Source organism: Bradyrhizobium sp. I1.14.4 (genome assembly GCF_050435825.1).
Taxonomy (GTDB): Bacteria; Pseudomonadota; Alphaproteobacteria; order Rhizobiales; family Xanthobacteraceae; genus Bradyrhizobium.
In genome coordinates this window covers 294723-321328 of sequence record NZ_JBNDLA010000004.1, presented here as the reverse complement: position 1 = coordinate 321328, position 26606 = coordinate 294723, and the positions used below count along the sequence as shown (strand labels likewise).

Here is a 26606-nt window from a genome sequence, read left to right as displayed (position 1 = left end):
AGCGTTATGTCGTCGCCTCCCGTACGAGTTCCTCGGCCGCCTCGGCCAGAAGCTCGTCGGATGCTTCGCCATAAACTGACTCGCGTCCGATTTCCAGCAGTGCGGGGACGGCGAGCGGGGAAACGTGATCGAGCGCCTTGTGGGTGATTCGGCCGTGGATGCGCGAAAGCATGTCGCTGAGGCGGCGCAGATCGAGCAACCCTGTGGCGGCATCGCCGCGGGCGGCGCGCAGCAGCACGTGGTCGGCCTGGTGTTTGCGCAGCACGTCGTAGATCAGATCGGTCGAGAACAGCACCTGGCGGCGCGACTTCTCCTCGTCGGTGAAGCGGCGTGCGATCAGGCCGGAGATGATGGCGCAGTTGCGGAAGGTGCGCTTCATCAGCGCGGATTCCGCGAGCCATGCCTCGAGATCGTCGCCGAGCATGTCGGGATCGAACAGCGCGTTGAGATCGAGCTTGCCTTGCCGGATCATGAAGGAAAGATCGCCGACGCCCCAGACCGCGAGCGCGTATTCGTTGGCGACGAAGCCGAGCGGACGGGCACGGGCGCGCTCCAGCCGGCGCGTCAGCAGCATGCCGAGCGTCTGATGCGCGAGCCGCCCCTCGAAGGGATAGCAGACCAGGTAATGGCTGCCGCCGCGCGGAAAGGTTTCCACCAGAAGCTCGCGCACTGCCGGGACGCGTGAGAATTTGCGCTGCAAAGACAGCCAGTCGTGCACCTGGTCCGGCAAGGCGTTCCAGGCTCGGCTGTTGTCGAGCAACTTGCGGACGCGTTCGGCGAGATAGGTCGAGAGCGGGAACTTGCCGCCCATATAGGACGGCACTTTTGCATCCTTGTCGTTGGCGCGCGAGACATAGACCTGGTCCTCGACCAGCGCCTCGTAGCGCACCACCTCGCCGCCGAACACGAAGGTATCGCCGGAAACGAGGCCCTCGATGAACACCTCCTCGATCTCGCCCAGCATGCGGCCGCCGCGGGCGATCGCGCCGGTCGACCCGTTGCTTTTTCCTTGGCCGCCCGCGCGCGAACGCACCAGCCGCACCTTGAGCATGGTCTCCTCGACGATGGTGCCGACATTGAGGCGATAGCTCTGCCGCACCTTCGGATTGGTGACGCGCCAGCGGCCCTGCTTGTCCTTCTTGATCCGCGCAAAGCGCTCATAGGTCTTCAGCGCGTAACCGCCGGTCGCGACGAAGTCGACGACATCGTCGAAATCCGTCCGCAATAGCGACGCATAGGGCGCCGCGGTCCTGACTTCATCGTAGAGTTCGTCGGACAGGAACGGCTTGCCGCAGGCGCAGCCGAGCACGTGCTGGGCCAGCACGTCGAGTGCGCCCGAGCGTAAGGGCGGCGTGTCCTGCGCATTCTCGGCGATGGCGTCGATCGCGACGCGGCATTCCAGTACCTCGAACCGGTTGGCCGGCACCAGCACGGCGCGCGAGGCCTCATCGAAGCGGTGGTTGGCGCGGCCGATTCGTTGCATCAGCCGCGACGATCCTTTTGGCGCGCCGATATTGATGACGAGGTCGACATCGCCCCAGTCGACCCCGAGATCGAGCGAGGAGGTGCAAACCACGCCGCGCAGCTTTCCGGCGGCCATCGCGTCCTCGACCTTGCGGCGCTGCGCGACGTCGAGCGAGCCGTGATGCAGCGCGATCGCAAGCCCGTCGTCGTTCATGCGCCAGAGATCCTGAAACAGCATCTCGGCCTGGCTGCGGGTGTTGACGAACACCAGTGTGGTCTTGTTGCGCTTGATCAGCTCGTAGACCTCGGGCAGCGCGTGGCGCGCACCGTGGCCCGACCACGGCAGCCGTTCCCGCGTGTCGAGCATCTCGACCTCCGGCGGCGCTGCGCCGCCGGCGGTGACGACGTCGGCGGATACACTCTCGCCGCCCGGCTGCGGCACCAGGAAACGCGCGAGCTGCTCCGGTTCGGCCACTGTCGCCGAGAGGCCGATGGCGCGCATCTGCGGCGCGATTGTCCAGAGCCGCGCAAGGCCGAGCGACAGCAGATCGCCGCGCTTGGAGGTGACCAGCGCATGCAGCTCGTCGAGCACAATGCGCTTCAACGAAGAGAACAGATAGGGCGCGTCGTCGGAGGCCAGCAGCAGCGCCAGCTGTTCCGGCGTAGTGAGCAGAATATCCGGCGGATAGCGCCGCTGCCGCTGCCGCCGCGACACCGGCGTGTCGCCGGTGCGAGTCTCGATCCTGATCGGCAGCCCCATCTCGGCAACCGGTGTCTCCAGGTTGCGCGCGATGTCGACCGCGAGCGCCTTGAGCGGCGAGATGTAAAGCGTATGCAGCCCGCCGCTGCGGCGTACGCCGCGGCCGGTGGAGATGAGATTTCTTCTTGGCTCAGCGGCGTTCGCTGGCAGGGCTCGCTCCCTCCTTGCGGGGTCCGAGGCGGGCGAAGCTCGCTCTCGAGGTTGGGGTGCGGGGTAAGCCGTATCGTTCGGAGCAAGCGGCGTACCCCTCTCCCGCAAGGGGGGAGGTGGCGATGGAGTATGCGGCGAAAGTTTTCCGTCTCTCCCGTCGCCGTCCCCGCTCAACTCCGCCAGCGTCGGCAGGAAGCCCGCCAGCGTCTTGCCGGCGCCGGTGGGCGCGATCAGCAGCGCCGAGCGCCGCCCGTGCGCCTTCGCCAGCAGCGCAAGCTGATGCTCGCGCGGCGACCAGCCGCGTGAGGCAAACCAGTCGCGAAACCGGCGCGGCAGCAGGTCGGCCGTTTCCGACGGCGTGACGGAATGGAGATCGAGCGTCGACACGCCCATGAGGTAAGCGGTTCAAGCGGTTTCGTCGAGGGCAGAGCGGAAATGGCGGCAGGCGGCAGGGGGCATCTCGTCGCCGCCGGCACCCTCTGCAGGGCGATCACATATGGCAGCGAAAAGCTTCGCGCTGCCATTTCCACTTCCGTCATGGCCGGGCTCGTCCCGGCCATCCACGTCTTTCTTCCGCGGAAACAAAGACGTGGATGCCCGGCACGAGGCCGGGCATGACGAGTTTGCGGAGGTATCGAGCGGATATGCGATTGCCCGCTCTACTCCGTCATCGGCTCGCCGGAGAGGTCCCAGTCCTTGCCGTTGAAGATCGAGACATAGAGCGTCTTCATCGGCGTGTAGTCGTCGGGCGTATAGCTGTAATTGATGCCATCAAGGAAATAGGGCGAGTGGAAGCCGGCGAGCGCGGTGGCGTGCTTCAGCACGTTGGCGCGGGTCAGATCGTCGCCGCAGCGGCGCAGGATTTCTCCCATCGTCGCCGCCTGACCGTAGCCGGCAAAGGCGATCGTGTTGTCGGGGTCGATGTTCGGCAGGTACTTCTTGCGCAGCTCCTCGAACGCGACCACATCCGCATCCTTCTCGTAGCGGGGCACGCCGACTTCCTTGTTGTAGCGGATCGCGACGATGTCCTTGGCATTCTCCAGTCCCGCTGCGCTCAGGATCGAGCGGCCGGTCGAGCCCGCCGACAACAGCTGCAGCGGCTTCCAGCCGAGCTCGGCCACCTTGCGGATCGACTGCGACGTCGCCTTGCCGGTGGTGATGTTGTAGAACACGTCGGCGCCCGACTTCGAGAGATTGATGAGCTGAGAATCGACCGTCGGATCGGTGAGATCGTAGGTCTGCTCCAGGATCACCTGCGCGGTGCCGCCGGCATCGGCCAGCACCTTCTTGAACGGACCCAGGAAGTCGCGGCCAAAATCGTCATTCTGGTAGAGGATCCCGACCTTGGCGTTCGGCTTTACGCTGACGACGTGCTTGGCGAGGATGCGCGCTTCGGTCGGATAGAGCGGCAGGCCCGCCATGGTCCATTTGAAGTTCTTCGGGTCGTTCCACTTCGAGGCGCCGGTATTCAGCAACAATTGAGGCACGCCCTTGGAATTGAGATATTTGTGCACGGAGGTCTGCGGCGCAGTGCCGAGCGAGCCATACAGCGCCAGCACCTCCTCCTGCTCGACCAGGCGACGCGTCGCCTCGACGCATTTCGGCGCGCTGTAGGCATCGTCCATGGTGAGAAATTTCACTTTGCGGCCGTTGATACCGCCCTTGTCGTTCAGCATCTGGAAATAGGCTTCGCCGACGCGGCCCAGTACGCCATAGAGCGAGCCCGGGCCGGAATGCGGCACGGTCTGACCGAGCTTGATCTCGGTGTCGCTCGCACCCGGATCGTACTTCTTGTCCGCGGCCCGGACGAACGGCGCAGGCAGCACGGACGCTGCGACAACAGACAATGCGGTGGCGCCGAACTCGCGCCGCGTTTGTTTCTTCATTGGTTCTCTCCCTGAGGCGAAAAGCTCTCGCATTCCGCCTTGCGCCCGGCAAGCGCGAAGTCGCGGCTTTGCGGCGCAATGCCGCGTCACGGCAAATGCGTAGCGTGTAGACCCAAGTTTTTCTTCTTGGAGAGACGGGACATCACGGCTTGACGGCGACGGCGACAAGTCCGGGGACCGGAGTATTATCTTCATTGCGCGCCGAGAGATCGTCGAGCAGAGCCAGCGTCAGCCCCGCGGCAGCGACCGCGGCGCGCACGTAAGTCGCGCTGTGGGCATAACGCAGCCCCTCGCCGAGGATGACGCTCTCGCCGTCATGGGTCTCGGCCGTGAACGCGAGCACGCCGTCTCCGACCAGGACGCGCGCGGCCTCGGCGAGCACGGGCGCGAGATCGGCGACATAGACCATCGCATCCGCGGCGAGAATCAATTCGGCGCTGGCGTCTGGCTTGCCCGAAATGCCCTTCAGCATGTCGTCGACCTCGAGCTCGGCATAGAGCGCGGTGGCACGCGCCTTGTCGATCATGCGCGGCGACAGGTCGATGCCGATGAATCGATCGACATGCCCCCTGAACGCACCGGCGGCCAGGCCGGTGCCGCAGCCGAGATCGATCGCACGCTTGAAGAAGGCCGGCTGCTTCGCAGACGCGCGCACCGACAGCACGGCCTTGAACAGCAGCGCCGGACCGCGATAGTCGAGATCGCCGACCAGCGCGGCCTCGAAGCGCGGCGCATATTGATCGAACAATGTCTGCACATAGCAAGGCGGCATTGAGCTAACGGCCTCGACGCGGAGCTGCATGAGATGCAGGCCTGCGCCATGACGGTCTTCGGGATCGGCATCGCGCGCGGCGCGGAAGGCTGCGATCGCGGCCTCGCGCAGGCCGAGTTCCAGGCGGACCTTGCCCAGCGTGTACCAGGCAGACGGGAATTTCGGCACGAGCTCGATCGCCTGTTCGAGCAGCTCGGCAGCAGCCGGCAAATCGCCCTTCAATTGCAGGTCGCGCGCGAACTCGTAGCGGCGGTCGGCCACGAGGTCGCCGGAGGACAGAAACAGGCGGGGGGCCATGCTCTCTTTAAGGAACCGATCTTGCCATGGCCGCATCCGGCCATCGATTGAAGCACGGACTCTTTCCGGAGATGGAGGTGCGGGTCAAGCCCGCGCATGACGGCTAAACATCGCGGAAGGAGCGCCTATATACGGACAATGCGCCCGCAAGACATCCTGATGCCCGTCCCGGCCGGGCTTTGCTGCAAGCCAGGCGGCTTTCACATCGATCCTGTCAGGCCGGTCGAGCGGGCACTGATCACGCATGGCCATTCCGACCATGCGCGGGCGGGCCACGGCGCTGTTCTCGCGACCCAGGAAACGCTCGACATGATGCGGTTGCGCTATGGCGAGGATTTCGCCGGTGCGACGCAGGCAGTTGCCTATGGCGAGGAGATCAGGCTCGGCGACGTCAGGGTGACATTTCATCCCGCCGGCCACGTGCTCGGGTCGGCCCAGATATCAGTCACCTGCAACGGCACCCGCATCGTCGCCTCCGGTGACTACAAGGACGCGCGCGACCCGACCTGCGCGCCGTTCGAGCTCGTGCCGTGCGACGTCTTCATCACTGAGGCGACTTTTGGATTGCCGGTGTTCCGCCACGGCGACGCCGCCGATGAGGTGAAGAAGCTGCTGGCGTCGGTCAAGCTGTTTCCGGAGCGCGCGCATCTGGTTGGCGCCTATTCGCTCGGCAAGGCACAACGCGTGATCGCGCTGCTGCGCGAGGCCGGTTACGACGCCCCGATCTATCTGCATGGGGCGATGGAGAAGATCACCTATTATTATCAAGAGCGCGGCATTCATCTCGGCGAGCTCAGACCCGCGCGGGGCATGAAGAAGGCCGAGCTTGCCGGCACCATCACGCTGGCGCCGCCGAGTGCGACATCAGATGTCTGGACGCGCCGCTTCCCTGATCCGGTCACGGCCTTTGCCTCAGGCTGGATGCGCGTGCGCGCCCGGGCCCGGCAAGGCGGCGTCGAGCTGCCGCTGGTGATCTCCGATCATGCCGATTGGGACGGGCTGACGGCGACGATTGCCGCCACTGGCGCCGGCGAAATCTGGGTTACCCACGGCCAGGAAGACGCGCTGGTGCACTGGTGCAAAACCAGGGGCCTTGCCGCGCGGCCGCTCGACCTGGTCGGCTATGGCGATGAGGACGACGGCCAGACGGCTGTGATCGCCGGCGAGGCCACGCCATGAATCGCTTTGCCGAGCTGCTCGACCGCCTCGCCTACGAGCCCGGTCGCAACAACAAGATCAAGCTGCTGGTCGCCTATTTCCGCGAGACCGAGGATCCCGACCGCGGCTACGCGCTGGCGGCGCTGACCGGCGCGCTGTCGTTCAAGCACGCCAAGCCGGGGCTGATCCGCGATCTGATCACCGAACGCGCCGACCCGGTGCTGTTCGGCTACTCCTATGATTACGTCGGCGACCTCTCCGAAACCGTCGCGCTGATGTGGCCGAAAGCGGCCAGTGCATCTTACAACGAGTCTTTCCTGGGCCACCCCTCTCCCCAACCCTCCCCCGCAAGGGGGGAGGGAGCCCAACCGTCGCGCTCACCTCACCGCGATATCGAGGTGATTGACGTGGGTGAGGGACGCACCGATAGATGGGTTCCCTCCCCCCTTGCGGGGTCCGAGACGAGCGAAGCTCGCTCTCGAGGGCAGGGAGAGGGATACGGCGGGCGAGATAGCAGTGAGATTCTCCGCGCGCACAACAACCCGCCCCCTCCCACCCTCACCGAGGTCGTCGTCACGCTGCGCACGCTCGGCAAGGCCGAGCTGCCGGCGCAGCTGGCGCGCTGGCTGGACGAGCTCGACGAGACCGGGCGCTGGGCGCTGCTGAAGCTCGTCACCGGCGCGATGCGGATCGGGATTTCGGCGCGGCTGGCGAAGACCGCGGCGGCGGCGCTCGGCGACAAGGACCCGCACGAGATCGAGCTGATGTGGCCTGGGCTGTCACCGCCCTATCTCGACCTGTTCGCCTGGCTCGAGAGCCGTGGCGACAAGCCGGTCAACAGCGATCCGACCCCGTTCCGCCCGGTGATGCTGGCGCATGCGATCGAGGATAGCGATTTCGCCAATCTCGACGCCGCCGATTTCAGCGCGGAATGGAAGTGGGACGGCATCCGCGTGCAGGCGGTGTCCGGCCGCGACGCGCGCGGCCACATCCAGGCACGGCTCTACTCGCGCACCGGCGAGGATATCACCGGCAGCTTCCCCGATCTCGTGCCGTCGCTGCATCTGCCCGGCGCGATCGACGGCGAATTGCTGGTGCTGCGCGACGGCCGCGTACAGACTTTCAACGTGCTGCAGCAGCGGCTGAACCGGAAGGTGGTTTCGCCGAAGCTGATCAAGGAGTTTCCGATCCATCTGCGCGCCTACGACCTGCTCGGCGACGACGAGAATGATCTGCGCGAGCTGCCCTTCACCGAACGGCGCGCGCATCTCGAAGCCTTTGTTGCCAAGCTGAACGATCCGCGCATTGATCTTTCGCCGACCGTCCCGTTCGCGAGCTGGGAAGAACTGGCCGCAGCACGCGCCGGTCCCAAGAGCGCGGGCGCCGGCGACGATGCCGACGCGGTCGAGGGCGTGATGCTAAAGCGGCGCGACGCGCCGTATCTGCCAGGACGGCCGAAGGGCCCGTGGTGGAAGTGGAAGCGAGATCCGCACATCATCGACGCGGTGCTGATGTATGCCCAGCGCGGCCACGGCAAGCGCTCGTCCTATTACTCAGACTACACGTTCGGGGTCTGGACCCGTGGCGACGATGGCGACGAGCTCGTGCCGGTCGGCAAGGCCTATTTCGGTTTCACCGACGAGGAGCTGTTGCAGATCGACCGCTTCGTCCGCCGCAACACCACCGAGAAGTTCGGTCCCGTCCGCCACATCGTGCACGAGCCGGATCAGGGTCTGGTGCTGGAAGTCGCCTTCGAGGGCTTGCAGCGCTCGCCGCGTCACAAATCCGGCGTCGCGATGCGTTTCCCCCGGATCAGCCGCCTGCGCTGGGACAAGCCGCCGCGTGAAGCCGACCGGCTGGAGACACTTGAACGGCTGTTAATGACCATGACAGGAAGTTAAACCCGAAGCGCGCATGGCAGCCATTGATCGCGGCTCGCGGGTTTCCCATGTGCAGCGCCGTGACCTATAATGCGGGCGATTCCGCCAGGAGAGAACGATGCCGAACGACGTCAGGGACTTGCCGGCCGGCGGCCAGAGTGACGGCCTGTACCGCTTTCTCGGCGGATCGCCGCTTTCGGTGGCGTTCCGGCTGATCCTGCTCTCGATCCTGGTCGGCGTCGTGCTCGCCGCGATCGGGCTCGATCCCTGGAATATCCTCTACAGCATCCGCAGGCTGTTCCAGAGCATCTGGGATTTCGGCTTCGACGCGATCAACTGGGCCTGGCGCTACTTCCTGCTCGGCGCCGTGATCGTGGTCCCGATCTGGCTGTTGTCGCGGCTGTTCGGCGCGCCACGCGGCCGTTGATCCAGAAGAAAGGCCGCAGCCGATGCAATTGCAATTTGTCGGCTGCGGCGATGCGTTCGGCTCCGGTGGCCGCTTCAACACCTGCTTCCACGTCACCGGCGAGCGCTTCAATTTCCTGATCGATTGCGGCGCCTCGTCGCTGCCGGCGATGAAGCGGCTCGAGATCGACCGCGACGCAATCGACCTGATCCTGATCACGCATTTCCACGGCGATCATTTTGCCGGCCTGCCGTTCTTCCTGCTCGATGCGCAGTTCGCCCGCCGCACCCGGCCGCTTGTGATCGCCGGGCCGCAGGGGATCGAAACGAAATTGCCTGAGGTGATGGAGGTGATGTTCGAGCATTCCTCCAAGACCAGGCAGCGCTTCGATCTGTCCGTCGTCGCGCTCGTACCGCAGAAGCGGCGCAGCTTCGGCGAGGTGACCGTGACGCCCTATCCTGTCGTGCATGGCGAATCCGGCGGGCCATTTCTCGCCTATCGTGTCGAGGCAGAAGGCCGCGTCGTCAGCTACAGTGCCGATACCGAGTGGACCGACGCGCTGATCCCGGCCGCGCAGGACGCCGACCTCTTCATCGCCGAAGCCTATACCTACGACAAGATAGTCAAGAACCATCTCAGCCTGAAAACGCTGGAAGCGCACTTGCCCGCCATCAACGCCAAGCGCGTGGTGCTGACCCATATGAGCGACGACATGCTCGGCCGCGTCGACGACCTGTCCTGCACGGCGGCAAACGACGGCATGGTCGTGGCGTTCTGACCATGCAATTGCGTTGTCGGCTGCCCCTCCGCCACCGCATTGCTCTGAGTACAATTCCAGCATGGTCGCGCGACGAATGTCGCGATAGAAACGTAGATTCCTTGCAACTGTAGCTATGCACGCACCGACCCACCCGAAGATCACGACACGCCAGGTGTTCGCCATCGCCGGCCCCGCGATGGTCGCCAACCTGACGACGCCGCTGATCGGCATCGTCTCGACCACGGCGATCGGCCGCCTCGACGATGCCGCACTGCTCGGCGGCGTGGCGATGGCCTCGGTGGTCTTCGATTGCCTGTTCTGGCTGTTCGCCTTCCTGCGCATGAGCACGCTTGCCTTCACCGCGCAGGCGCAGGGCGCGGGCGAGGCGCAGGAATATGCCGCGATCCTGGTGCGCGGCTTCATCGTTGCCGGGCTGATCGGCGCGGCGCTGATCGCGCTGCAGGTGCCGCTGGCTGCAGTCACGTTCCAGCTGATGGGCGGCAGCGAGGGCGTCACGCGCGCGGCCAAGAGCTATTTCATGATCCGGATCTGGTCGGCGCCGCTGACGCTCGCCAATTACGTGATCCTGGGCTGGCTGGTCGGCCAGACGCGTGCCAATCTGGCGCTGGTCCTGCAGATCGTGATCAACCTGATCAACATGGCCGCAACCGTGCTGCTGGTGCAGGTCTACGGCGCCGGCATCGCCGGTGCCGCGATCGCCGCCGTGCTCGCCGAGACGACCGGTTTCGCCGGCGGCGTCGTGGTGGCATGGCGTATCTCGCAGAGCGGCTTCGCCGTTCCCGCGGCCACTTTGTTCGACCGCGCCAAGCTGATGCGCATGCTGGCCGTCAATCGCGACATCATGGTCCGCACCGCGGCGCTGATCGTCGTGTTCCTGTTCTTCACCGCCAAGGGCGCACGCGAAGGCGACGTGACACTGGCGGCGAATTCAGTGCTGAACAATTTCCTGCTGGTGAGCGCCTTCTTCCTCGACGGCCTTGCCAACGCCGCCCAGCAGCTGTGCGGCCGCGCGTTCGGCGCGCGCGATGCGCGCGGCTTCGCCGATTCGACCCGGCTGGTGCTGCTGTGGGGCATCGGCTTTGCGCTGGTGGTGTCGGTGCTATTTGCGCTGTTCGGGCCGGCATTGATCAACTCGATGACGACCAGCGACGAGGTGCGCCGCTATGCGCGCGATTTCCTGCTGTTCGTGATCCTGGCGCCCTTGCCCGGCGTGTTCGCCTTCGGCTTCGACGGCATCTATGTCGGAGCGACCTGGGCGCGCGAGATGCGCAACCTGATGCTGGCCTCGCTCGCGATCTTCCTCGCCACCTGGTGGGCGCTCAGCGGCTTCGGCAACACCGGACTGTGGATCGCGCTGCTCGGCTCCTACGTCGCGCGCGGCGGCCTGCAGGGCCTGCGCTATCCGGCGCTGTTGAGGAAGACGTTCAAGACTGCGTAGCATTCGTAGCCCGGATGCAGCCAACGGGTCGCGCGAACGCGCGCCCGATGACAGGCTCCGCGAAATCCGGGGCAGGTGCATGTGGCAAAACCTGATCCCGGATTGCGCTTGGCTGCATCCAGGCTACCGGCAATTATCGCACCGGCCAGTCCTCGGCCGTGATCGTCGCAGCATCGGCGCCGACGATTTCCGACAGCGAGTCGCGGCCGGTGCGCAGCAAGGTCGAGGACAGGTCGCGCTTGATGTCGTCGACCAGACCGATTCCCTTGTAGACCAGCGAGGAATAGATCTGGATCAGGCTGGCGCCGGCCCGAATTTTCGTCAGCGCGGCGCCGCCGGAATCGACACCGCCGACGCCGACCAATGGAAATGCACCTTCGACGCGGACATAGGTCTCGGCCACCATTCGCGTCGAGAGGCGGAACAGCGGACGGCCCGACAGACCGCCCTGCTCCTTGGCTCGGGTCTCCTCGCGCAAGGTCGAGGGACGCGCCAGCGTCGTGTTGGCGACGATCATACCGTCGACGCGCCGCGAGCGGGCGATGTGCACGACGTCGTCGAGCTCGGCGAGGCTCAGATCCGGCGCGATCTTCAGCAGGACCGGCGAATCGCCGGCGTTCTTGCGGACGCGCTCGCGGGTGTCGATGACCCGCGCGAGCAAATCGTCGAGCGCCGCCGATTGCTGCAGATTGCGCAGGCCCGGCGTATTCGGCGACGAGACATTGACGGTGAAATAGCTCGCGACCGGGGCAAAGGTCTCGATCAGCTTCACATAATCGGCGACGCGGTCGGGCGAATCCTTGTTGGCCCCGACATTGACCCCGATGATGCCGCCGCCGCTGGCGCGCGCGGCGAGCCGCCGCAGCACGGCCTCGGCGCCGTCATTGTTGAAGCCCATGCGGTTGATGACGGCCTCGTCGCGCTCCAGGCGGAACAGCCGCGGCCGCGGATTGCCGGCTTGCGGCTTCGGTGTCACGGAGCCGATCTCGACAAAGCCGAAGCCGAGCCGCAGCAGCGCGTCGGGCACTTCGGCGCTCTTGTCGAAACCTGCCGCCATGCCGATCGGGTTCGGAAAGTTGAGTCCAAAGGCGCGCACCGCGAGCTTCGGATCATCCGGCCGCTGCCGGAGCGGCGGCAGCAGCTTCAAGCCCTGGATCGCCATGCGATGCGCATCTTCGGGATCGAACCAGCGCAGCAGCGGCAGCGAGAAGGCGTCGAAGGCACGGATCACGGCTTGAGCTCCGGAACATCGTGGCCGCCGTCGGAGCGTGCGCGCAGGTCGAGGATTTCGGTGACTGCGCCGAGGTCGAGTTCGCCATAGAGATGCGGGAACAGTTCGTCATTGCGCGACCGTTCCCAGCGCAGGGCTTCGCCAAGCGCATCGGCATCGACCGCGACCAGGAACAGGCCGGTCTGCCCGTGGTAGTGCTTGCGCGCGGTCTCGGCCACCTGGGAGGCGGTGGAAAAGTGGATGAAGCCGTCGCGCTTGTCGTCCGCACTGCCCCGGTACACGCCCTGCCGCTCGGCCTCGCGCCAGGCCGAAGCGGGGGTGATTTTGTAGATCATAGGCACGGCCCGGCCTTCCCTTTTGTCCTTGAGTCTCTTGGGGTTTTATCCGGATTGAGGGGAAATGCCCCAGACGCCATTTGGCGAGCGAGGGACCGTATCGGCGGCGGCGGCGCAACTCAAGCGGTGCCAGGACACATCCGGCGGCAGATTTGCGAAAACTCCGAGTTTCAGGCAATAATTCCTACCATCCGGGATATCCTCGATGGCCAAACAGTCCAAAGCCGCCCGACCGCTGACCCACGCTCAGGTCTGGGCCGCGCTCGACCGGCTCGCTGAACGCGCCGGCCTGTCGCCCTCCGGCCTTGCAAAGCAATCCGGGCTCGATCCCACCACCTTCAACAAGTCCAAGCGCGTGACCGGCGGCGGGCGCGAGCGCTGGCCGTCGACCGAATCGCTCTCCAAGGCGCTGGCCGCGAGCAATGCCAGCATGGAAACCTTCGTACAGCTGCTCGGCGACGGCCCGCGTGGCGGCCAGTCGGTGCCGTTGATCGGCTTCGCGCAGGCCGGCGCCGGCGGCTATTTCGACGACAGCGGCTTTCCCGCCGGGAAGGGCTGGGACGAAGTGGCGCTGCCGGCGACCACCGACGAACACGCTTATGCACTGGAGATCGAGGGCGACTCGATGAAGCCGGCCTATCGCGAAGGTGGCATCATCGTGGTGTCACCCGCGACCGCGATCCGCCGCGGCGACCGCGTGGTGGTACGCACGACCGGCGGCGAGGTGATGGTGAAGGAGCTGAAGCGACGCACCGGCAAGGTGCTGGAACTCGCGTCGCTCAATCCGGAACACCCCGACCGCACGCTCGATGCCGAAGAGGTTGCGTGGATCGCGCGCGTCGTGTGGGCGAGCCAGTAGCCGGCCGAACTGGCAACCATAAAAACCAGTGTCGTCCCGGGCAAGCCACCGGGTCGCGCGAATGCGCGCCCGATGACAGGCTCCGCGCGACCCGGGACCCATAACCGCCGCTCGTTGTGCTTGAGCAAGCTGGGGCCACAGCCTGCTCTAACAACTCAACCCTGTGGTTATGGATCCCTGCTTTCGCAGGGACGACGGCGGAGGTTGCGGCACTGCCGGCGCGCTACGTCGCGTAGTCCGGCTCCTTGCGGTCCAGCATCCGCTTCAGCGCGTCGAAATGCCGCTGCGCCGGGCTCGGGCCGTTATAGAGATGATCGTCGCGGAAATCGCGCTTGGTCTTCTCCACCACATGCTGCGGCAATTGCTTCAGCGGCTGCTGGGTCCACATCGCGTAAATCTGCACCTGCGCGGCGCGCTCGATGTAATAGAGCCGATCATAGGCATCGGCGACGGTCTCGCCGACGGTCGAGATGCCATGGTTGGCCATGAACAGGATGGTCTTGTTGCCGATCACTTTGGCGAGCCGTGCGCCTTCCTCTGGATCGAGCGCGGGACCGGTGTAGAGATCATCATAGGCAATCGCCTCCGACAGTCCCACCTCAGTCTGGCCGATCTCCTTGATGCGCGGATCCTCGAGCCGCGTCAGTGCGCTCGCATACGGCATGTGGGTGTGGAACACCGCCTTGGCCTGCGGCAGCGCCTTGTGGATCGGCGCGTGAATACAGAAGCAGGAGCGCTCGACCTCGCCCTCGCCGCGCTTCACCTCCGCATCGTCGATGCCGACCTCCATGAAGGACGACGCGGTGACCTCCGACCAGTGCATGCCGAACGGGATCTGGTAGTAGCGATCGCTGCGGCCGGGCACCACAAAGGTGAGATGGTTGAAGATGCCTTCCGAAAAGCCGTGGATGTAGGCGAGCCGATGCGCCGCCGCGAGATCGACCCGCGCCTGCCATTCCTCGGCGCTCGAACTGTCCTGCAGCGATGTGGGCGAAACCCTGAACTGCATACGCATGCTCCCGTGTGTGCCGGCCTCTCCGCGGAGGTCGTGCTGATTTTGTGGGCCCGATTGTAGCGCAATCCGGCGGCCGACTCCGGTGAAATTGCCGATGCCTGCCATCCGAATTTTGCAGGCTCGGCGCCATTATGTGATGATGCGCTGCGAACGTAGCTGCGGCGTCGCGCTACATAAGCGACCTGCACTTCCAGCCCGTACTTCGCCAACCCCAGAGTCACGCCATGACAGGACGCCCCAATCGCAAGACCATCGCTGTGGTCGGCCTCGGCAGCATCGGCGGCATCATCGCCGGCCTGCTGCGGGCTGCCGACCATCATGATGTGGTCGCCTGTGTCCGGCGGCCGCTCGACCACCTTACGGTCGAGCGGGCGGAAGGCACGGTGGAGGTACCGCTGCGTGCTCTCACCGATCCGGCGCAGGCTGCGCCGGTCGACTGGGTATTGCTGTCGACCAAGGCACAGGACACGGCGTCGAGCGCGCCCTGGCTGGAAAGGCTGTGCGGCCCGCGGACGCTTGTCGCGGTGCTGCAAAACGGCATCGGCCACACCGAGCGGCTGGCGCCGTTGGTCGGCGCCGCCACCGTCGTTCCGACCATCGTCTACTACAATGGCGAGCGACTGGCGCCGGATCGCGTGCGTTTCCGCCGCGCCGGTGAGCACGAATTTGCGGTTGCCGATGACGCGGACGGGCGCGCGTTCGAAGCCCTCCTGGACGGCACCGCGATGCGCGTGCGGCGCTCCACCGATTTCATCACGCTCGCGTGGCGCAAGCTGCTGCTCAATGCCGTCGCCAACCCGATCACCGCGCTCACCTTGCAGCGTCAGGCGGTATTCCGACGCGAGGACGTCAAGGCGCTGTGTCTTGCCATCCTCGAGGAGGCCGCGAATGTCGGCCACGCCGACGGCGCACAACTCGCGCCCGACGAGGCCGAGTTGATGCTGACGACTTTATTGACCTATCCGCCCGACGCCGGCACTTCGATGTATTTCGATCGTCTCGCGGGACGCCCGTTCGAGGCCGACGCTCTCACGGGCGCGATCGTCGCGGCCGGCAAACGCCATGGCGTGCCGACGCCGCTCAATGGCCTGCTGCTGACGCTGTTGCGTGCCATCAGCGACGGCCTGCGCGACACGGCGCAGGCCGATCGCCAATAAGCAATTCCTTCCCGTACGACCCGCTACGAGGACCGCGCCAGCGCGCCGTCGATCATGTTGACCGCGTTCTGCACGCCATAGACCGCGACGAAGGAGCCGAAGCGCGGGCCTTTCTCCTGGCCGAGCAGCACCTGGTAGAGCATGTTGAACCAGTCGAGCGAGACGCCGGGGCGGCCGTCCTTGCCCTTTTTGACGGCATCGAGAAACGGCTCGCGGCGGCCGATCTCGTAGACCACGTTCTGGATGTCTTCCGCCGTCGCGTCAGCCGGCATGTTGGCGAGCGCATCGCGCAAGTCTTGCAGCGCGGCGCGTTCGCCGGCGGTCGGCTCGCGAAACTGCTTGGTCGGCGCCACGAAGTCGCGATAATAGTTGATGGCGTAGCCGACCATCGCATCGAGCTTCGGATGGGTCTGCGGCGTCACGCCCGGACGATAGCGGCCGATGAAACCCCACAGCGTCTCGGCGTTCTCCGCGTTCGACGACGACACCAGGGTCAGCAGGAGCTGGAAGGTGACCGGCATGTCGGCCTGCGGCGGCTTGCCGGAGTGGATGTGCCAGACCGGATTCTGCAGCTGCTGCCGCGCCTCCTGCCGCGTGAAGCCGTCGAGGAATTGCTGGTAGTCGTCGACATTGCGCGGGATGACGTCGAAATAGAGCCGCTTCGCCGCTTTGGGCTCGCGGTACATGAACAGCGACAGCGATTCCGGCGAGGCGTAGCGCAGCCATTCGTCGATCGTCAGCCCGTTGCCCTTCGACTTCGAGATCTTCTGGCCCTTCTCGTCGAGGAACAGTTCGTAGTTGAAGCCTTCGGGCGGCGTGCCACCGAGCGCCGAGCAGATCTTGGCCGACAGCTTCACTGAATCGATCAGGTCCTTGCCGGCCATTTCATAGTCGACGCCGAGCGCGTACCAGCGCATCGCCCAGTCCGGCTTCCATTGCAGCTTGCAGCGGCCGCCGGTAACGGGAACGGTGACGGTCTCCTTGGTATCGGGGTCCTCGTAGGAGATCGTGCCGGCCTTGGCGTCGTGTGCCGTCACGGGCACGTAGAGCACGAGGCCCGTGCGCTGACAGATCGGCAGGAACGGCGAGTAGCTCGCCGCCCGCTCCTCGCGGAGTGACGGCAGCATGATCGCCATCACCTTCTCGATCCGCTCCAGCATGCGGAGCAGCGCGGCATCGAACCGGCCGGAAGTGTAATACTCGGTCGAGCTCGCGAATTCGTAGTCGAAGCCGAACTGGTCGAGGAAGGCGCGCAGCCGCGCATTGTTGTGCTCGCCGAAGCTCGGATGGGTGCCGAACGGATCGGGGACCTTGGTCAGCGGTTTGCCGAGATGCTGTTCCAGCATCTCCTTGTTCGGCACGTTGTCCGGCACCTTGCGCAGGCCGTCCATGTCGTCGGAGAAGGCGAGCAGGCGCGTCTTGATCTTGTCCTCGGTGAGCACCCGGAAGGCGTGGCGCACCATCGTGGTGCGCGCGACCTCGCCGAAGGTGCCGATATGCGGCAGGCCCGACGGGCCGTAGCCGGTCTCGAACAGCACCTCGTCCTTTGGATTTTTCTTCAGCCGCGCCACAATCGCTTTCGCCTGCTCGAACGGCCAGGCGTTGGATTGTTCGGCGAGCGCCCTCAGGTCGCTCGGGCTGGCAGCAAGATCAATCACGGACATTCTTCAGGTTCTCTCCGAAAAGGCCGCGAAAACTAACGCTTTTGCGGCAAAATGCAAAACGGCGCTCCCTCGCCCCGCTCTTGCGGGGAGAGGGTTGGGGTGAGGGGCTCGATCCGCGTAACCGGCAAGAGAGGAATTCGCGGAAGCTCACCCTCACCCGGAATTCAAGCTGCGCTTGAATTCCGACCTCTCCCCGCAAGCGGGGCGAGGTGAAGACCTCCGCGTCAGAACGGGCTGATCGAGAAATAGCGCAGCCACAGATCGGTGAAGCGGCCTTTTTCCCAGATCCGGAACAGCGCCCAGTTCAGCGACTGCCGGAGCAGATCGTTGCCTTTGCGCACGGCGATGCCGACGCCCTCGCCGAAATAGCGGCTCTCGACAAAGGGGCCGCCGGAAAACGCGCAGCATTCGGCGGAATCGGTGCCGTTGATCCAGAACGCGAGCGAGATCGCATCGCCAAAGATGAAATCGACCTCGCCGCGGCGCAGCGCCGCGCGCAGCGCGTCGTTATCCGGATAGGAATGGATCTCGGCGTCGGTGAACATCGCCTTGAGGTAGGCCTCGTGCGAAGTGCCGGCGATGACGCCGACCTTCTTGCCCTCGAGATATTCCGGGCGGATTTCCGGCATCACGTTGTCGCGGCGCGACACGAAGCGCGCCGGCGCACGATAATAGGGATCGGTGAAATCGACCTTGGCGCGCAGCTGCGGCGTCACGGCCATCGACGCGATGATGGCGTCGCCGCGGTTGGTGGCGAGCGCATCGATCAGGGTCTCGAAGCGCCGCATCTGGATGGTGCAGGTGACCTTGATCTCGTCGCAGAGCGAACGCGCCAGGTCGACGTTGAAACCGGCCGGATTGCCGTCCGGACCGGTGAAGTTGAACGGCGGATAGTCGGTCTCGGTCAGGAAACGGATCACGGTGAGACGGGACAGATCCGGGCGGTCCGGCCGGCGCCGCGGGTCCCAGAAGCCCGGCACCGCCTGCGGCGCGGCCTCGGTAGCCTTGAGCGGCTGGGTCGCGGCCGATGGGGCGGCGGCAGCCGGGGGCGTGGCGGGCACGGCTTGTGCTGGGGCCGGCCTGGTGGGGGCCGGTACAGGGGCCGTCTTGGCCGCTGGCGCCTGAGGTGTCTGCGCGGCCGCCGACACTGCCGTAGCCAGACAGATGGCCGCCATCATTCCCGCGGCCAGGCGAAGCTGGCGCGACCGGACGGCAAAAGGCTGGGCAGACGGATTTGGCATAACCGGCAATATTAGGAAATTGAACGGCTTATAGACCATCCGGTGCGTGATGCGAGCGCCGATTGGGTGAATTCTGAACCGGAAATGGCGATCAGAGGTACCGCTTGAGATCGGTCGCCGCCTCTTCCGGCGTCCGTTTCAGATTGAACGGCGCGACGAAATGACCGTCGCGGTCCATCAAATAGATCAGCGCGGTGTGGTCCATCGTGTAGTCGCCATCCTTCAGCGGCACCTTCTTGGCGTAGACACGATAGCTCGACAGCACCTTGGCCATCGCGGCGGGATCGCCGGTCAGGCCCTTGAGATGCGGATCGAAGCTCGAAAGGTAATCCTTCATCGCCGTGGCGGTGTCGCGTTCCGGATCGACCGAGACGAAATAGGCATTCACGCGGTCGGCGTCCTTGCCCATGGCCTTCAAGACTTCCGAGATCTCGAACAGCGAGGTCGGGCAGATGTCCGGGCAATGGGTGAAGCCGAAGAAGATCAGCGTCGGCTTGCCCTGGAGGCTCCTGTCGGTGACGGTCTGGCCGGACTGGTCGGTGAGCTGGAACGGCCCGCCGATCGCGGCTGGCGCGGCGACGGTGCGCAAGCCGCCGACCGCCCACAGCATTAGGAACAGGCCGACCGCCAGACTGCCGGCGAAGGCAGCGAAGATCACCAATGGGCGAGTGGTCCGGGGCATATGCTAGGGCGTCCTTGTCAGAAGCAGGCGGCAATGCCGGCCGTGATCATTTCGAAAAACACCGCGGTCCCGTAGTGGAACCAGAGCGCGGCAGCGGCAAGCAGGGCCAATCCGCCGATCCCGGCAGCGCCCCACAGGATCGCAGACGCCACCCTGCCCTGCGGAGCCGCCACGAGTTCGGATCGGGTGGAGATCGGCTGAACCATGAGATTGAGATAAGCCTGGTTCCGGCGAGCAGCAAGCGCGATGGCGGTCGCAAGCCGTCAAATGATAGCGAGGCGATTTCCGGCGCTAACCTCGTCATGCCCCCGGCTTGCCGGCCATGACGAGAGTGGACGCTAAACCAGACCAACAGCCCGGTGTGCGGGCTCAGTGCATGGGCTTAATGCATGGGTTTGGGCGCCGAGGCCTGGGCGTTGAGGTAGCACGGCTTGTACAGCGCCTGCAGTTGTTTGCCGCGCAGGAAGATCATGCGCCGGGTCAGGCCACCGCGCTCCGTGATCCATCTGCGCACCGCCGGCGGGTACATCAGGTACAGCATATGCGTGGCTTCGGGATTGGGGACCGGGCGGCCGTTGTCGCCGTAATCCCAGGCTGCATGGAAGCCGAGCGCAGCGTGTGAGGTCACGCAGATCCGGTCGTGAGGAACCTTGCCGAGCACGATGGTGCAGGCCGAGGCGCACAACCCATCGATGATCACGGTCTCACCCGATGTCCGCAGGTCCTGATACCTGTCGACATAGATGCCGATCTTGCCGCCGCGATCGTCGGCGATCCTGACCACTGCCTGAGACGCCCCCATTCCCGCCAGCAGGAGAACCGCAGCGAGCAACCCCGTCATCAACTTCATTTTGGCCAGCCCCAGTCGAAACCGAATCTGTTCGGTCTGTGATGCAGACAAAGGTGAGCGTGTTGTGCGCGCGGAGTTTTGTCCAGACAAGCGAAGCCAGTCAAAACAAATTCAAATTGGGTGTTGCGCGCACGCTGCAGTGGAGCGTGGAAAGGTCCCAAACTGGAACAAGTTGCCGCAGTGCTTGGTGCCTTGCCGCCACAGGCCAGGTCCATTTGGCGTTGACCGCGCGCAACAACGCGGTCTTGAATCTGAGCGGGACGGGGGCTTAAGGCATGGCTGACGATGCAGATGTAATCGTGATTGGCGCCGGGCTTGCCGGTCTTGTCGCCGCAACCGAGATTGCCGACGCTGGCAAGCGCGTCATCGTGCTCGACCAGGAAGGGGAACAGAGCATCGGCGGCCAGGCCTTCTGGTCGTTTGGCGGATTGTTCCTGGTCGATTCACCGGAACAACGCCGGCTCGGCATCAAGGATTCGGTCGAACTCGCGCTGCAGGACTGGATGGGCACCGCGGGTTTCGATCGCGAGGAGGATCACTGGCCGCGCAAATGGGCTGAAGCCTATGTCGCGTTCGCGGCAGGCGAGAAACGCGACTGGCTGCGCGGGATGGGCCATCGCATCTTCCCGGTCGTCGGCTGGGCCGAGCGCGGCGGTTACGACGCGATGGGCCACGGCAATTCGGTGCCGCGCTTCCACGTCACCTGGGGCACCGGCCCCGGCATCGTCGAGCCGTTCGAGCGCCGCGCGCGCGAGGCCGCGAAGAGCGGACGGCTGGTGTTCAAGTTCCGCCATCGCGTTGATGCGCTCAGCGTCACCAGCGGCACGGTCGGCGGCGTGAGCGGCGCGATCCTGGAACCATCAGGCGTCGAGCGCGGCAGGAGTTCCTCGCGCAACGTGGTCGGCGAGTTTTCCTTGCGCGCGCAGGCGGTGATCGTCGCCGCCGGCGGCATCGGCGGCAATCATGATCTGGTGCGGCAGAACTGGCCGAAGCGGCTCGGCGAGCCGCCAAAGTTCATGATCTCCGGCGTGCCCGAACATGTCGACGGCCGCATGATCGGCATCACCGAGGAAGCGGGCGGCCGGCTGATCAACCGCGACCGCATGTGGCACTACGTCGAGGGCATCCAGAACTGGAACCCGATCTGGCCGCGTCACGGCATTCGAATCCTGCCGGGGCCGTCTTCGCTGTGGTTCGACGCCACGGGCAAGCGGCTGCCGGCACCTCTGTTCCCGGGTTCTGATACGCTCGGGCAACTGCACTACATCATGGGTACCGGCTACGATTATTCGTGGTTCATCCTGACCCAGAGCATCATCAAGAAGGAGTTCGCGCTGTCGGGCTCGGAGCAGAACCCCGACCTCACCGGCAAGAGCTGGCGCATGACGATCAAGCGCGCGACCAACAAGGGCGCGCCGGCGCCGGTCGAAGCCTTCAAGCAGCACGGCGCCGACTTCATCGTGCGCGACAACCTCGCCGACCTCGTCGGTGCCATGAACAAGCTCGCGGGCAACGACCTGTTGCAGCTCGACGCCATCACGGCGCAGATCGAGGCGCGCGACCGCGAGATCACCAACCCCTACGTCAAGGATGCGCAGGTGATGAACCTGCACAATGCGCGGCGCTATATCGGCGACAGGCTGATCCGCACCGCGAAACCGCACCGGATCCTCGATCCCGCGCACGGCCCGCTGATCGCGGTGAAGCTCAACATCCTCACCCGCAAGACGCTCGGCGGCTTCGAGACCGACCTGGATTCGCGCGTGTTCGGCAATGATCACCAGATCATCCGCGGACTCTATGCGGCCGGTGAGGCCGCCGGCTTCGGCGGCGGTGGCGTGCACGGCTATCGCTCGCTGGAAGGCACGTTCCTCGGCGGCTGCCTGTTCTCGGGCCGCAACGCGGGGCGCGCGGCGGCGAAGGCGGTGGGCTAAAGCGTTTTCAAGCGAAGTGGACCCGGTTCGCGTGAAGAAAACGCGTCAAAACAAGAATCTAGAGCTTCGGTTCTGATTCAATCAGAACCGAAAATGCTCTAGTCGAGACCCGCCGGGGCGTGAACCGGCGGGTCTTCTTGTTGAGTCCGAATTTCTTCAGGCCGTCTTGGTGAAAAGCGTCAGGACGCCGTTGGTGAGATTGACCGCAACAACTTGTGCCGAGCTCATGCCCTTCGCCTTGAGCGCGGATACCGCTTCCTTGGATGCGTCGATGGAACCCCGCAGGTTCCGCAGATCGTCCTCGCTTGCCTTTGCGACGACAGCCTCGACCTTTGACCGGACCTCGGGCTGCAGTTCCTTGACGTCCACGACCTGTATGCTCCGGATGACGGTGGTCTCGTCAGACTGAGCCTGCGGCGGCGTCTTCGGTTGCGTTCCCTGCACTTGCGCCCAAGCAGGTGTTCCAAGCGAGAGCGCCGCAGCGATGACGGATGCCGTAGAGATGCGCATGAGCTTTCCTTGTGTTGATTGCCCCCAACACCCCGCGAGAACGCGCTTTCCTTGCTTATGGTTCCGGCCGGAAATCCGCTCCCTAGACTGGTGCAGTATGGGACCGTCGCAGGCGGCGCTGCCAAAATATCGAAAACAACCCCATGCAAAGTAGCCGGCGGTGGCCGGGGCGTTCAATCAAACAACTTGACACGTCGGGCAACTCGGGGGCATTCTTCCAATATTCCGAAATTGTGCAAGTGTCCCTCGCCCAAGGCTGGGGCTTATTTGGGGGCTTCTGCAACCGACGTTTCCACGTTGCAGGCGGGAGAAGGAACGCGCCTTAATTCGCGGCCACAGCCTAATCTCATCTTGCTCTAGTCCGCCTCCGCACTGAGAAACCGGACGCCGAACGAGTCGGCGTTGGCCTCGCCCCAATCGTAGAGTGCCTGCAGCATCGGCTTCAGCATCTCGCCGCGTCTGGTCAGGCAATAGCGAGAGGAGCCGCCGCCGCGCTCCTGCTTGACGAAGCCTGAATTGCAGAGATCGCGCAGGCGCTCGGTCAACACCTTGTCGCTGAGCTGCGGGATGTCGTGGCGCAATTCGCCATAGCGCATCGGCCGGACCTTCAGCCGGCTCAGGATCACCGTCTTCCATTTGCCGCTGAGCTGATCGATCGAGAACTCGACCGGGCAACCATATTTGCGCTTGGTCTTGCGGATCATCGCAACTCTCCCGCGGCACTTTCCATCTGGTTCGTTGAGAGCCGCCATCGATCCATCTAAGCACGCTTTGCACGGGTTGGGCGAGTTCAGGGATCATTGCAAGGCATGACAGACGACAATTCCGCCCAAGCCTCGAGAGGTCAGCAAGCGGCGCGCAAGCGCATCATCGTCAGACGCAACGGGCCGTACGAACCCGAGCCCGGCATTCCGATCGTCGATCATCTCGGGGTGCCGATCGCAGCCGAAGCGCCGGTGCGGCTGTGCCGCTGCGGACAATCGCAGACCAAGCCGTTCTGCGACGACAGCCACGTTACGCGGGGCGTCACCGATGCCAAGGATTCGCGGCGCGTGCCCGACAAGCTCGACGTCTATGCCGGGCAGCAGGCGTTCGTGTTCGACAATCGCGGCACCTGCGCGCATTCCGGTTTCTGCACCGACCGGCTCAACTCGGTGTTTCATCTCGGCGATGAGCCGTTCATCGCGCCGAGCGGCGCGCGTTTCGACGACCTCGTCAATGCGGTGCGCAGATGCCCATCGGGGGCACTTGGCATCGGCATTGGCCCCGCGCGTGACGCCAACCTGTCCGATGTCGGCCGGCCGCCGCAGATCGAGGTCTCGAAGGATGGCCCCTATCGCATCACCGGCCATGTCGAGCTGATCGATGAGGATGGCACGCCGATCGCACGGAATGCGGGCGCGTCGCAGGAACATGCCAGCCTGTGCCGCTGCGGCTCGTCGCTGAACAAGCCGTTCTGCAGCGGCATGCACTGGAACGTCGCGTTTCACGATCCGGTCCCCGATCCAATGCGCGAGCCGACGTTGTTCGAATGGGCCGGCGGCTATCCGGCGCTGCTCGACATGACACGCATCTTCTACAGCCGTTACGTGCCGGAAGATCCGTTGCTCGGGCCGCTGTTCGCCGAGATGTCGCCCGATCATCCCGAACGGGTGGCGGCGTGGCTCAGCGAGGTGTTCGGCGGCCCACGCTTCTACACCGAGCGCTATGGCGGCTATCGGCGGATGGTGTCGCAGCACATCGGCAAGGAGATCAGGCCGGAACAGCGCGCGCTGTGGGCCACCTACATGGTGCAGAGCGCCGACGATGCCGGGCTGCCGTCCGATCCGGAATTCCGTGCCGCGTTCGTTGCCTACATCGAGTGGGGCTCGCGGATCGCGTTGGAGAATTCCGGCGCCGGGGCAAAGCCGCCGCCGAACATGCCGGTGCCGCGATGGTGGTGGGTCTGCAACGCCACGCCGGCGGCGCGGCCGTCCGCAATCGCAGCCGATGTGCAGGCCACGAACGAGGCGAGCGTAGCGCTGCCTGGTCCCGACGCGGCCGTACAATTCGAACAGCACATCCGGCCGTTGTTCCGGCCGATGGATCGCAACTCTATGCTGTTCGCCTTCGACTTCTGGAAGGAGGAGGACGTCGCCAGGCACGGTCAGCAGATCCTGGCCCGCCTGGAGGCCGGGACCATGCCATGCGACGGCGCCTGGCCGGCCGAACGGGTAGCGCTGTTCGCACGCTGGGCGAATGCGCTGAATCCGTCAGCCTGATGGCAAAACGAAATGCCGCCTGCAGCGACGGCGCCGTCTGCAGGCTTGGCGCAAATCTTGCCGTTCGGACCGGATTTTTGGAAATGCGATTGCGCTGAGCCGATCTCGGAGCAATTGCGATCGATTTCCGTGAACAGTGCTGCAAATTGTGCAGTGGCGGCGCTCGCCCTGGCAGGCTAGAGGTTTGGTTCTGATCAAATCAGAACCAACCTCTCGATCTCTTGTTTTGACGCGTTTTCTTCACGCGAACCGGTAGCCACTTCGCTTGAAAACGCTATAGACAGTGCCCGCCATTCAAGTGGAGACCCAAATGAGCATTCAGCGTTTCGAAACCGGCCCGCGCATGAGCCAGGCCGTCGTGCACGGCAACACCGTCTATCTCGCCGGCGTCGTCGCCGGCAAGGCCGCTGGCGGCAGCATCACCGACCAGACCAAGGACATCCTGTCGATCATCGACGGCCACCTCGCCAAGGCCGGCACCGACAAGTCGAAGCTGCTCACCGCGACCATCTACATCACCGACATGAAGACGTTCCCGGAGATGAATGCAGTGTGGGACGGCTGGGTCTCCCAGGGCAACACCCCGGCCCGCGCCACCGTCGAGGCCAAGCTCGCGGCGCCGCAGTACAATGTCGAGATCATGGTTGTCGCAGCCAAGTAGGCGCGGCCTACGTCATCGCGACGGATGTCCGATGCCCCGAATTGCAAAGCGCAGTTCGGGGCATTTTCATTTTGCACCTCATGCGCTCATCCGCGATCCCTCGCCCGCGGCCTCACCGAGGTCGGTCTGAAGCCAGCAGGCAATCCGGCGCCACGAATCGGCCAGAGCCCTGCGGCCCATGAACAGGCCGAGATGTCCACAGGGCTCGGGTTCGAGCTCCCTTTGCAGCCACGCAGGCGGCGTGCCCAAGAGCCGCATTGTCGCAAATGCCTGATCGGGCGGAACAACGATGTCGTTCTGCGCGGCAAGCAGGAAGACAGGCAGCTTCACCGCAGCGAGATCGATCTTGCAGCCGAGCGCGACGAAGTCTCCGGCCGCGATCCGGTTCTGGCGAAAGATCCAGTCGGTCACTTCGAGGTAGTAGCTGCCCGGCAGATCGAGCGTCTCGCTGTTCCAGCGTGTGAAGTGATCGAGCAACGCACGCGCATCCTCCGACTTGCCGTTGAGCGGCCGCTGCAGCGCCGCTTCCACGTCAAGCATGTTGAACGGGATGCTCCAGACCTGCAGCATGTGCTTGCCACTGACGATGCCATCTCCCTGACGTACCATAGCCTCGAAGCCTCGCTGCGGAAGCGAGGCGACCATCCGCGAAAGCTCCGACGGCACCGAGACGTCGACCGGGCTTCCTGCAAGCACGAGCCGCCGCACCTTGCCGGGAAAGCGCGCCGCATAGAGCAACGACAGCCAGCCGCCTTGACAGAGACCGGCAAGGTCGACCGGCGGCCCGATCGTGTCGACGGCCACATTGAGATCGGACAGATAGGTGTCGATCGAGAAATATCGCATCTCCGGTGCGGCCGAGCGCCAATCCGTGAGATAGAGAGGTGCAACACCCGCCTTCTGCAACGCCTCCATCAGGCTGTGGCCTGGTGCAAGATCCGCTATCTTCGCACCGTGCAGCGCATGGGGCGCGCAGACCAGCAGCGGCCGGCCTTCGACAGCTCTCGAGAAATCCAGCAGGCGCATCGACGGCAGTTGCAGCGCGACCGAGTTGGCCGTCGTCCAGGGCAGCGCCGCCACTTCAACCGGCGCATCTGTGGGCTCAGGCGCACGATTGGGATACCACTGCGAGTAGATGTCCAGCGCCATTCGCGTGGCTTCAAACGGCCATAGCCAAGCGTCCAGCACCCAGCTGGCGCTCGCACTTCGTTCCG

24 protein-coding genes are annotated in these 26606 nt (G+C 64.9%); 10 read left to right on the top strand and 14 right to left on the bottom strand.

The features are described from left to right. Positions 1-4: 4 nt before the first annotated feature. From ABIB78_RS11325 to ABIB78_RS11315, 3 genes are all read right to left on the bottom strand, one after another. Entirely contained in the window at positions 5-2767 is a 2763-nt protein-coding gene (locus tag ABIB78_RS11325) for a ligase-associated DNA damage response DEXH box helicase (RefSeq protein ID WP_429024321.1), read from the bottom strand. A gap of 266 nt (positions 2768-3033) precedes the next feature. Beyond that, a complete protein-coding gene (locus ABIB78_RS11320) occupies positions 3034-4260 on the bottom strand; it encodes an ABC transporter substrate-binding protein (protein WP_429024320.1) in 1227 nt (408 codons plus the stop codon). A 142-nt stretch (positions 4261-4402) separates the two neighbouring features. Then, positions 4403-5329 carry a methyltransferase domain-containing protein gene (locus tag ABIB78_RS11315; RefSeq protein ID WP_429024319.1) on the bottom strand — a complete coding sequence of 309 codons (927 nt, stop codon included), beginning with the start codon at positions 5327-5329 and terminating at the stop codon, positions 4403-4405. Between the two features lie 138 nt (positions 5330-5467). Between ABIB78_RS11315 and ABIB78_RS11310 the strand changes: the two genes are divergently transcribed. The 5 genes from ABIB78_RS11310 to ABIB78_RS11290 all read left to right on the top strand — a co-directional run bounded on the left by ABIB78_RS11310 (position 5468) and on the right by ABIB78_RS11290 (position 10992). Continuing rightward, the gene (locus tag ABIB78_RS11310; RefSeq protein ID WP_429024318.1) at positions 5468-6508 is read left to right on the top strand and encodes a ligase-associated DNA damage response exonuclease; all 1041 of its coding nucleotides are present in this window, start codon (positions 5468-5470) and stop codon (positions 6506-6508) included. Next, positions 6505-8388, top strand: a complete 1884-nt coding sequence (locus ABIB78_RS11305; protein ID WP_429024317.1) for a cisplatin damage response ATP-dependent DNA ligase — start codon at positions 6505-6507, stop codon at positions 8386-8388. Before ABIB78_RS11310 ends, ABIB78_RS11305 begins: the two co-directional genes overlap by 4 nt. Positions 8389-8485: 97 nt before the next feature. Then, a complete protein-coding gene (locus ABIB78_RS11300) occupies positions 8486-8794 on the top strand; it encodes a DUF6460 domain-containing protein (protein WP_429024316.1) in 309 nt (102 codons plus the stop codon). 22 nt (positions 8795-8816) lie between these two features. Continuing rightward, the gene (locus ABIB78_RS11295) at positions 8817-9551 is read left to right on the top strand and encodes an MBL fold metallo-hydrolase (RefSeq protein WP_429024315.1); all 735 of its coding nucleotides are present in this window, start codon (positions 8817-8819) and stop codon (positions 9549-9551) included. A 115-nt stretch (positions 9552-9666) separates the two neighbouring features. Next, positions 9667-10992: an MATE family efflux transporter gene (locus ABIB78_RS11290; RefSeq protein WP_429024314.1), complete on the top strand. Its 1326-nt coding sequence runs from the start codon at positions 9667-9669 to the stop codon at positions 10990-10992. A gap of 133 nt (positions 10993-11125) precedes the next feature. On the opposite strand, the gene ABIB78_RS11285 is transcribed toward ABIB78_RS11290, so the two are convergent. Both ABIB78_RS11285 and ABIB78_RS11280 read right to left on the bottom strand, forming a co-directional pair. Beyond that, a complete protein-coding gene (locus tag ABIB78_RS11285; protein ID WP_429024313.1) occupies positions 11126-12223 on the bottom strand; it encodes a quinone-dependent dihydroorotate dehydrogenase in 1098 nt (365 codons plus the stop codon). Next, positions 12220-12564, bottom strand: coding sequence for a DUF952 domain-containing protein (locus ABIB78_RS11280; RefSeq protein WP_429024312.1), 345 nt, complete (start codon positions 12562-12564; stop codon positions 12220-12222). The genes ABIB78_RS11285 and ABIB78_RS11280 overlap by 4 nt, the downstream gene beginning before the upstream one ends. A 199-nt stretch (positions 12565-12763) precedes the next feature. On the opposite strand from ABIB78_RS11280, the gene ABIB78_RS11275 reads away from it, so the two are divergent. After that, positions 12764-13417 (top strand): S24 family peptidase, encoded by a 654-nt coding sequence (locus ABIB78_RS11275; RefSeq protein ID WP_429024311.1) that lies wholly within the window; start codon positions 12764-12766, stop codon positions 13415-13417. 223 nt (positions 13418-13640) lie between these two features. Here ABIB78_RS11275 and ABIB78_RS11270 read toward each other — a convergent pair whose 3' ends face one another. After that, complete coding sequence (locus tag ABIB78_RS11270) at positions 13641-14426, bottom strand: class II aldolase/adducin family protein (RefSeq protein WP_429024310.1); 786 nt, start codon at positions 14424-14426, stop codon at positions 13641-13643. A 230-nt stretch (positions 14427-14656) separates the two neighbouring features. Here ABIB78_RS11270 and ABIB78_RS11265 point away from each other — a divergent pair, with 230 nt between their 5' ends. Next, positions 14657-15589 carry a 2-dehydropantoate 2-reductase gene (locus ABIB78_RS11265; RefSeq protein ID WP_429024309.1) on the top strand — a complete coding sequence of 311 codons (933 nt, stop codon included), beginning with the start codon at positions 14657-14659 and terminating at the stop codon, positions 15587-15589. Between the two features lie 23 nt (positions 15590-15612). On the opposite strand, the gene ABIB78_RS11260 is transcribed toward ABIB78_RS11265, so the two are convergent. The 5 genes from ABIB78_RS11260 to ABIB78_RS11240 all read right to left on the bottom strand — a co-directional run bounded on the left by ABIB78_RS11260 (position 15613) and on the right by ABIB78_RS11240 (position 20026). Further along, positions 15613-17253 (bottom strand): lysine--tRNA ligase, encoded by a 1641-nt coding sequence (locus tag ABIB78_RS11260; RefSeq protein ID WP_429024308.1) that lies wholly within the window; start codon positions 17251-17253, stop codon positions 15613-15615. A gap of 224 nt (positions 17254-17477) precedes the next feature. Continuing rightward, positions 17478-18494 (bottom strand): transporter substrate-binding domain-containing protein, encoded by a 1017-nt coding sequence (locus ABIB78_RS11255; RefSeq protein ID WP_429024307.1) that lies wholly within the window; start codon positions 18492-18494, stop codon positions 17478-17480. Positions 18495-18585: 91 nt separating this feature from the next. Continuing rightward, positions 18586-19176, bottom strand: a complete 591-nt coding sequence (locus ABIB78_RS11250) for an SCO family protein (RefSeq protein ID WP_429024306.1) — start codon at positions 19174-19176, stop codon at positions 18586-18588. A gap of 17 nt (positions 19177-19193) precedes the next feature. Further along, a complete protein-coding gene (locus ABIB78_RS11245) occupies positions 19194-19328 on the bottom strand; it encodes a hypothetical protein (protein WP_263009965.1) in 135 nt (44 codons plus the stop codon). A 230-nt stretch (positions 19329-19558) separates the two neighbouring features. Beyond that, positions 19559-20026 (bottom strand): hypothetical protein, encoded by a 468-nt coding sequence (locus tag ABIB78_RS11240; RefSeq protein ID WP_429024305.1) that lies wholly within the window; start codon positions 20024-20026, stop codon positions 19559-19561. Between the two features lie 275 nt (positions 20027-20301). On the opposite strand from ABIB78_RS11240, the gene ABIB78_RS11235 reads away from it, so the two are divergent. Next, positions 20302-21960, top strand: coding sequence for an FAD-binding dehydrogenase (locus ABIB78_RS11235; protein WP_429024304.1), 1659 nt, complete (start codon positions 20302-20304; stop codon positions 21958-21960). 156 nt (positions 21961-22116) lie between these two features. Here ABIB78_RS11235 and ABIB78_RS11230 read toward each other — a convergent pair whose 3' ends face one another. After that, complete coding sequence (locus tag ABIB78_RS11230) at positions 22117-22470, bottom strand: hypothetical protein (RefSeq protein ID WP_429024303.1); 354 nt, start codon at positions 22468-22470, stop codon at positions 22117-22119. A 356-nt stretch (positions 22471-22826) separates the two neighbouring features. Then, the gene (locus ABIB78_RS11225) at positions 22827-23174 is read right to left on the bottom strand and encodes a winged helix-turn-helix transcriptional regulator (protein WP_429024302.1); all 348 of its coding nucleotides are present in this window, start codon (positions 23172-23174) and stop codon (positions 22827-22829) included. A gap of 105 nt (positions 23175-23279) precedes the next feature. Here ABIB78_RS11225 and ABIB78_RS11220 point away from each other — a divergent pair, with 105 nt between their 5' ends. Together ABIB78_RS11220 and ABIB78_RS11215 are read left to right on the top strand one after the other, a co-directional pair. Further along, positions 23280-24731, top strand: coding sequence for a CDGSH iron-sulfur domain-containing protein (locus tag ABIB78_RS11220; RefSeq protein WP_429024301.1), 1452 nt, complete (start codon positions 23280-23282; stop codon positions 24729-24731). Positions 24732-25041: 310 nt separating this feature from the next. Continuing rightward, positions 25042-25392: a RidA family protein gene (locus tag ABIB78_RS11215; protein ID WP_429024300.1), complete on the top strand. Its 351-nt coding sequence runs from the start codon at positions 25042-25044 to the stop codon at positions 25390-25392. Positions 25393-25470: 78 nt separating this feature from the next. On the opposite strand, the gene ABIB78_RS11210 is transcribed toward ABIB78_RS11215, so the two are convergent. Further along, positions 25471-26472, bottom strand: coding sequence for an alpha/beta fold hydrolase (locus ABIB78_RS11210; RefSeq protein ID WP_429024512.1), 1002 nt, complete (start codon positions 26470-26472; stop codon positions 25471-25473). Between the last annotated feature and the right edge of the window lie 134 nt (positions 26473-26606).

What these genes read in the sequence shown, in the direction of transcription:
- ABIB78_RS11325 (WP_429024321.1), bottom strand. Translation starts at nt 2,767, where the DNA reads ATGGGCGTGTCGACGCTCGATCTCCATTCCGTCACGCCGTCGGAAACG.
- ABIB78_RS11320 (WP_429024320.1), bottom strand. Translation starts at nt 4,260, where the DNA reads ATGAAGAAACAAACGCGGCGCGAGTTCGGCGCCACCGCATTGTCTGTT.
- ABIB78_RS11315 (WP_429024319.1), bottom strand. Translation starts at nt 5,329, where the DNA reads ATGGCCCCCCGCCTGTTTCTGTCCTCCGGCGACCTCGTGGCCGACCGC.
- ABIB78_RS11310 (WP_429024318.1), top strand. Translation starts at nt 5,468, where the DNA reads ATGCGCCCGCAAGACATCCTGATGCCCGTCCCGGCCGGGCTTTGCTGC.
- ABIB78_RS11305 (WP_429024317.1), top strand. Translation starts at nt 6,505, where the DNA reads ATGAATCGCTTTGCCGAGCTGCTCGACCGCCTCGCCTACGAGCCCGGT.
- ABIB78_RS11300 (WP_429024316.1), top strand. Translation starts at nt 8,486, where the DNA reads ATGCCGAACGACGTCAGGGACTTGCCGGCCGGCGGCCAGAGTGACGGC.
- ABIB78_RS11295 (WP_429024315.1), top strand. Translation starts at nt 8,817, where the DNA reads ATGCAATTGCAATTTGTCGGCTGCGGCGATGCGTTCGGCTCCGGTGGC.
- ABIB78_RS11290 (WP_429024314.1), top strand. Translation starts at nt 9,667, where the DNA reads ATGCACGCACCGACCCACCCGAAGATCACGACACGCCAGGTGTTCGCC.
- ABIB78_RS11275 (WP_429024311.1), top strand. Translation starts at nt 12,764, where the DNA reads ATGGCCAAACAGTCCAAAGCCGCCCGACCGCTGACCCACGCTCAGGTC.
- ABIB78_RS11270 (WP_429024310.1), bottom strand. Translation starts at nt 14,426, where the DNA reads ATGCAGTTCAGGGTTTCGCCCACATCGCTGCAGGACAGTTCGAGCGCC.
- ABIB78_RS11265 (WP_429024309.1), top strand. Translation starts at nt 14,657, where the DNA reads ATGACAGGACGCCCCAATCGCAAGACCATCGCTGTGGTCGGCCTCGGC.
- ABIB78_RS11260 (WP_429024308.1), bottom strand. Translation starts at nt 17,253, where the DNA reads ATGTCCGTGATTGATCTTGCTGCCAGCCCGAGCGACCTGAGGGCGCTC.
- ABIB78_RS11255 (WP_429024307.1), bottom strand. Translation starts at nt 18,494, where the DNA reads ATGCCAAATCCGTCTGCCCAGCCTTTTGCCGTCCGGTCGCGCCAGCTT.
- ABIB78_RS11250 (WP_429024306.1), bottom strand. Translation starts at nt 19,176, where the DNA reads ATGCCCCGGACCACTCGCCCATTGGTGATCTTCGCTGCCTTCGCCGGC.
- ABIB78_RS11240 (WP_429024305.1), bottom strand. Translation starts at nt 20,026, where the DNA reads ATGAAGTTGATGACGGGGTTGCTCGCTGCGGTTCTCCTGCTGGCGGGA.
- ABIB78_RS11235 (WP_429024304.1), top strand. Translation starts at nt 20,302, where the DNA reads ATGGCTGACGATGCAGATGTAATCGTGATTGGCGCCGGGCTTGCCGGT.
- ABIB78_RS11230 (WP_429024303.1), bottom strand. Translation starts at nt 22,470, where the DNA reads ATGCGCATCTCTACGGCATCCGTCATCGCTGCGGCGCTCTCGCTTGGA.
- ABIB78_RS11225 (WP_429024302.1), bottom strand. Translation starts at nt 23,174, where the DNA reads ATGATCCGCAAGACCAAGCGCAAATATGGTTGCCCGGTCGAGTTCTCG.
- ABIB78_RS11220 (WP_429024301.1), top strand. Translation starts at nt 23,280, where the DNA reads ATGACAGACGACAATTCCGCCCAAGCCTCGAGAGGTCAGCAAGCGGCG.
- ABIB78_RS11215 (WP_429024300.1), top strand. Translation starts at nt 25,042, where the DNA reads ATGAGCATTCAGCGTTTCGAAACCGGCCCGCGCATGAGCCAGGCCGTC.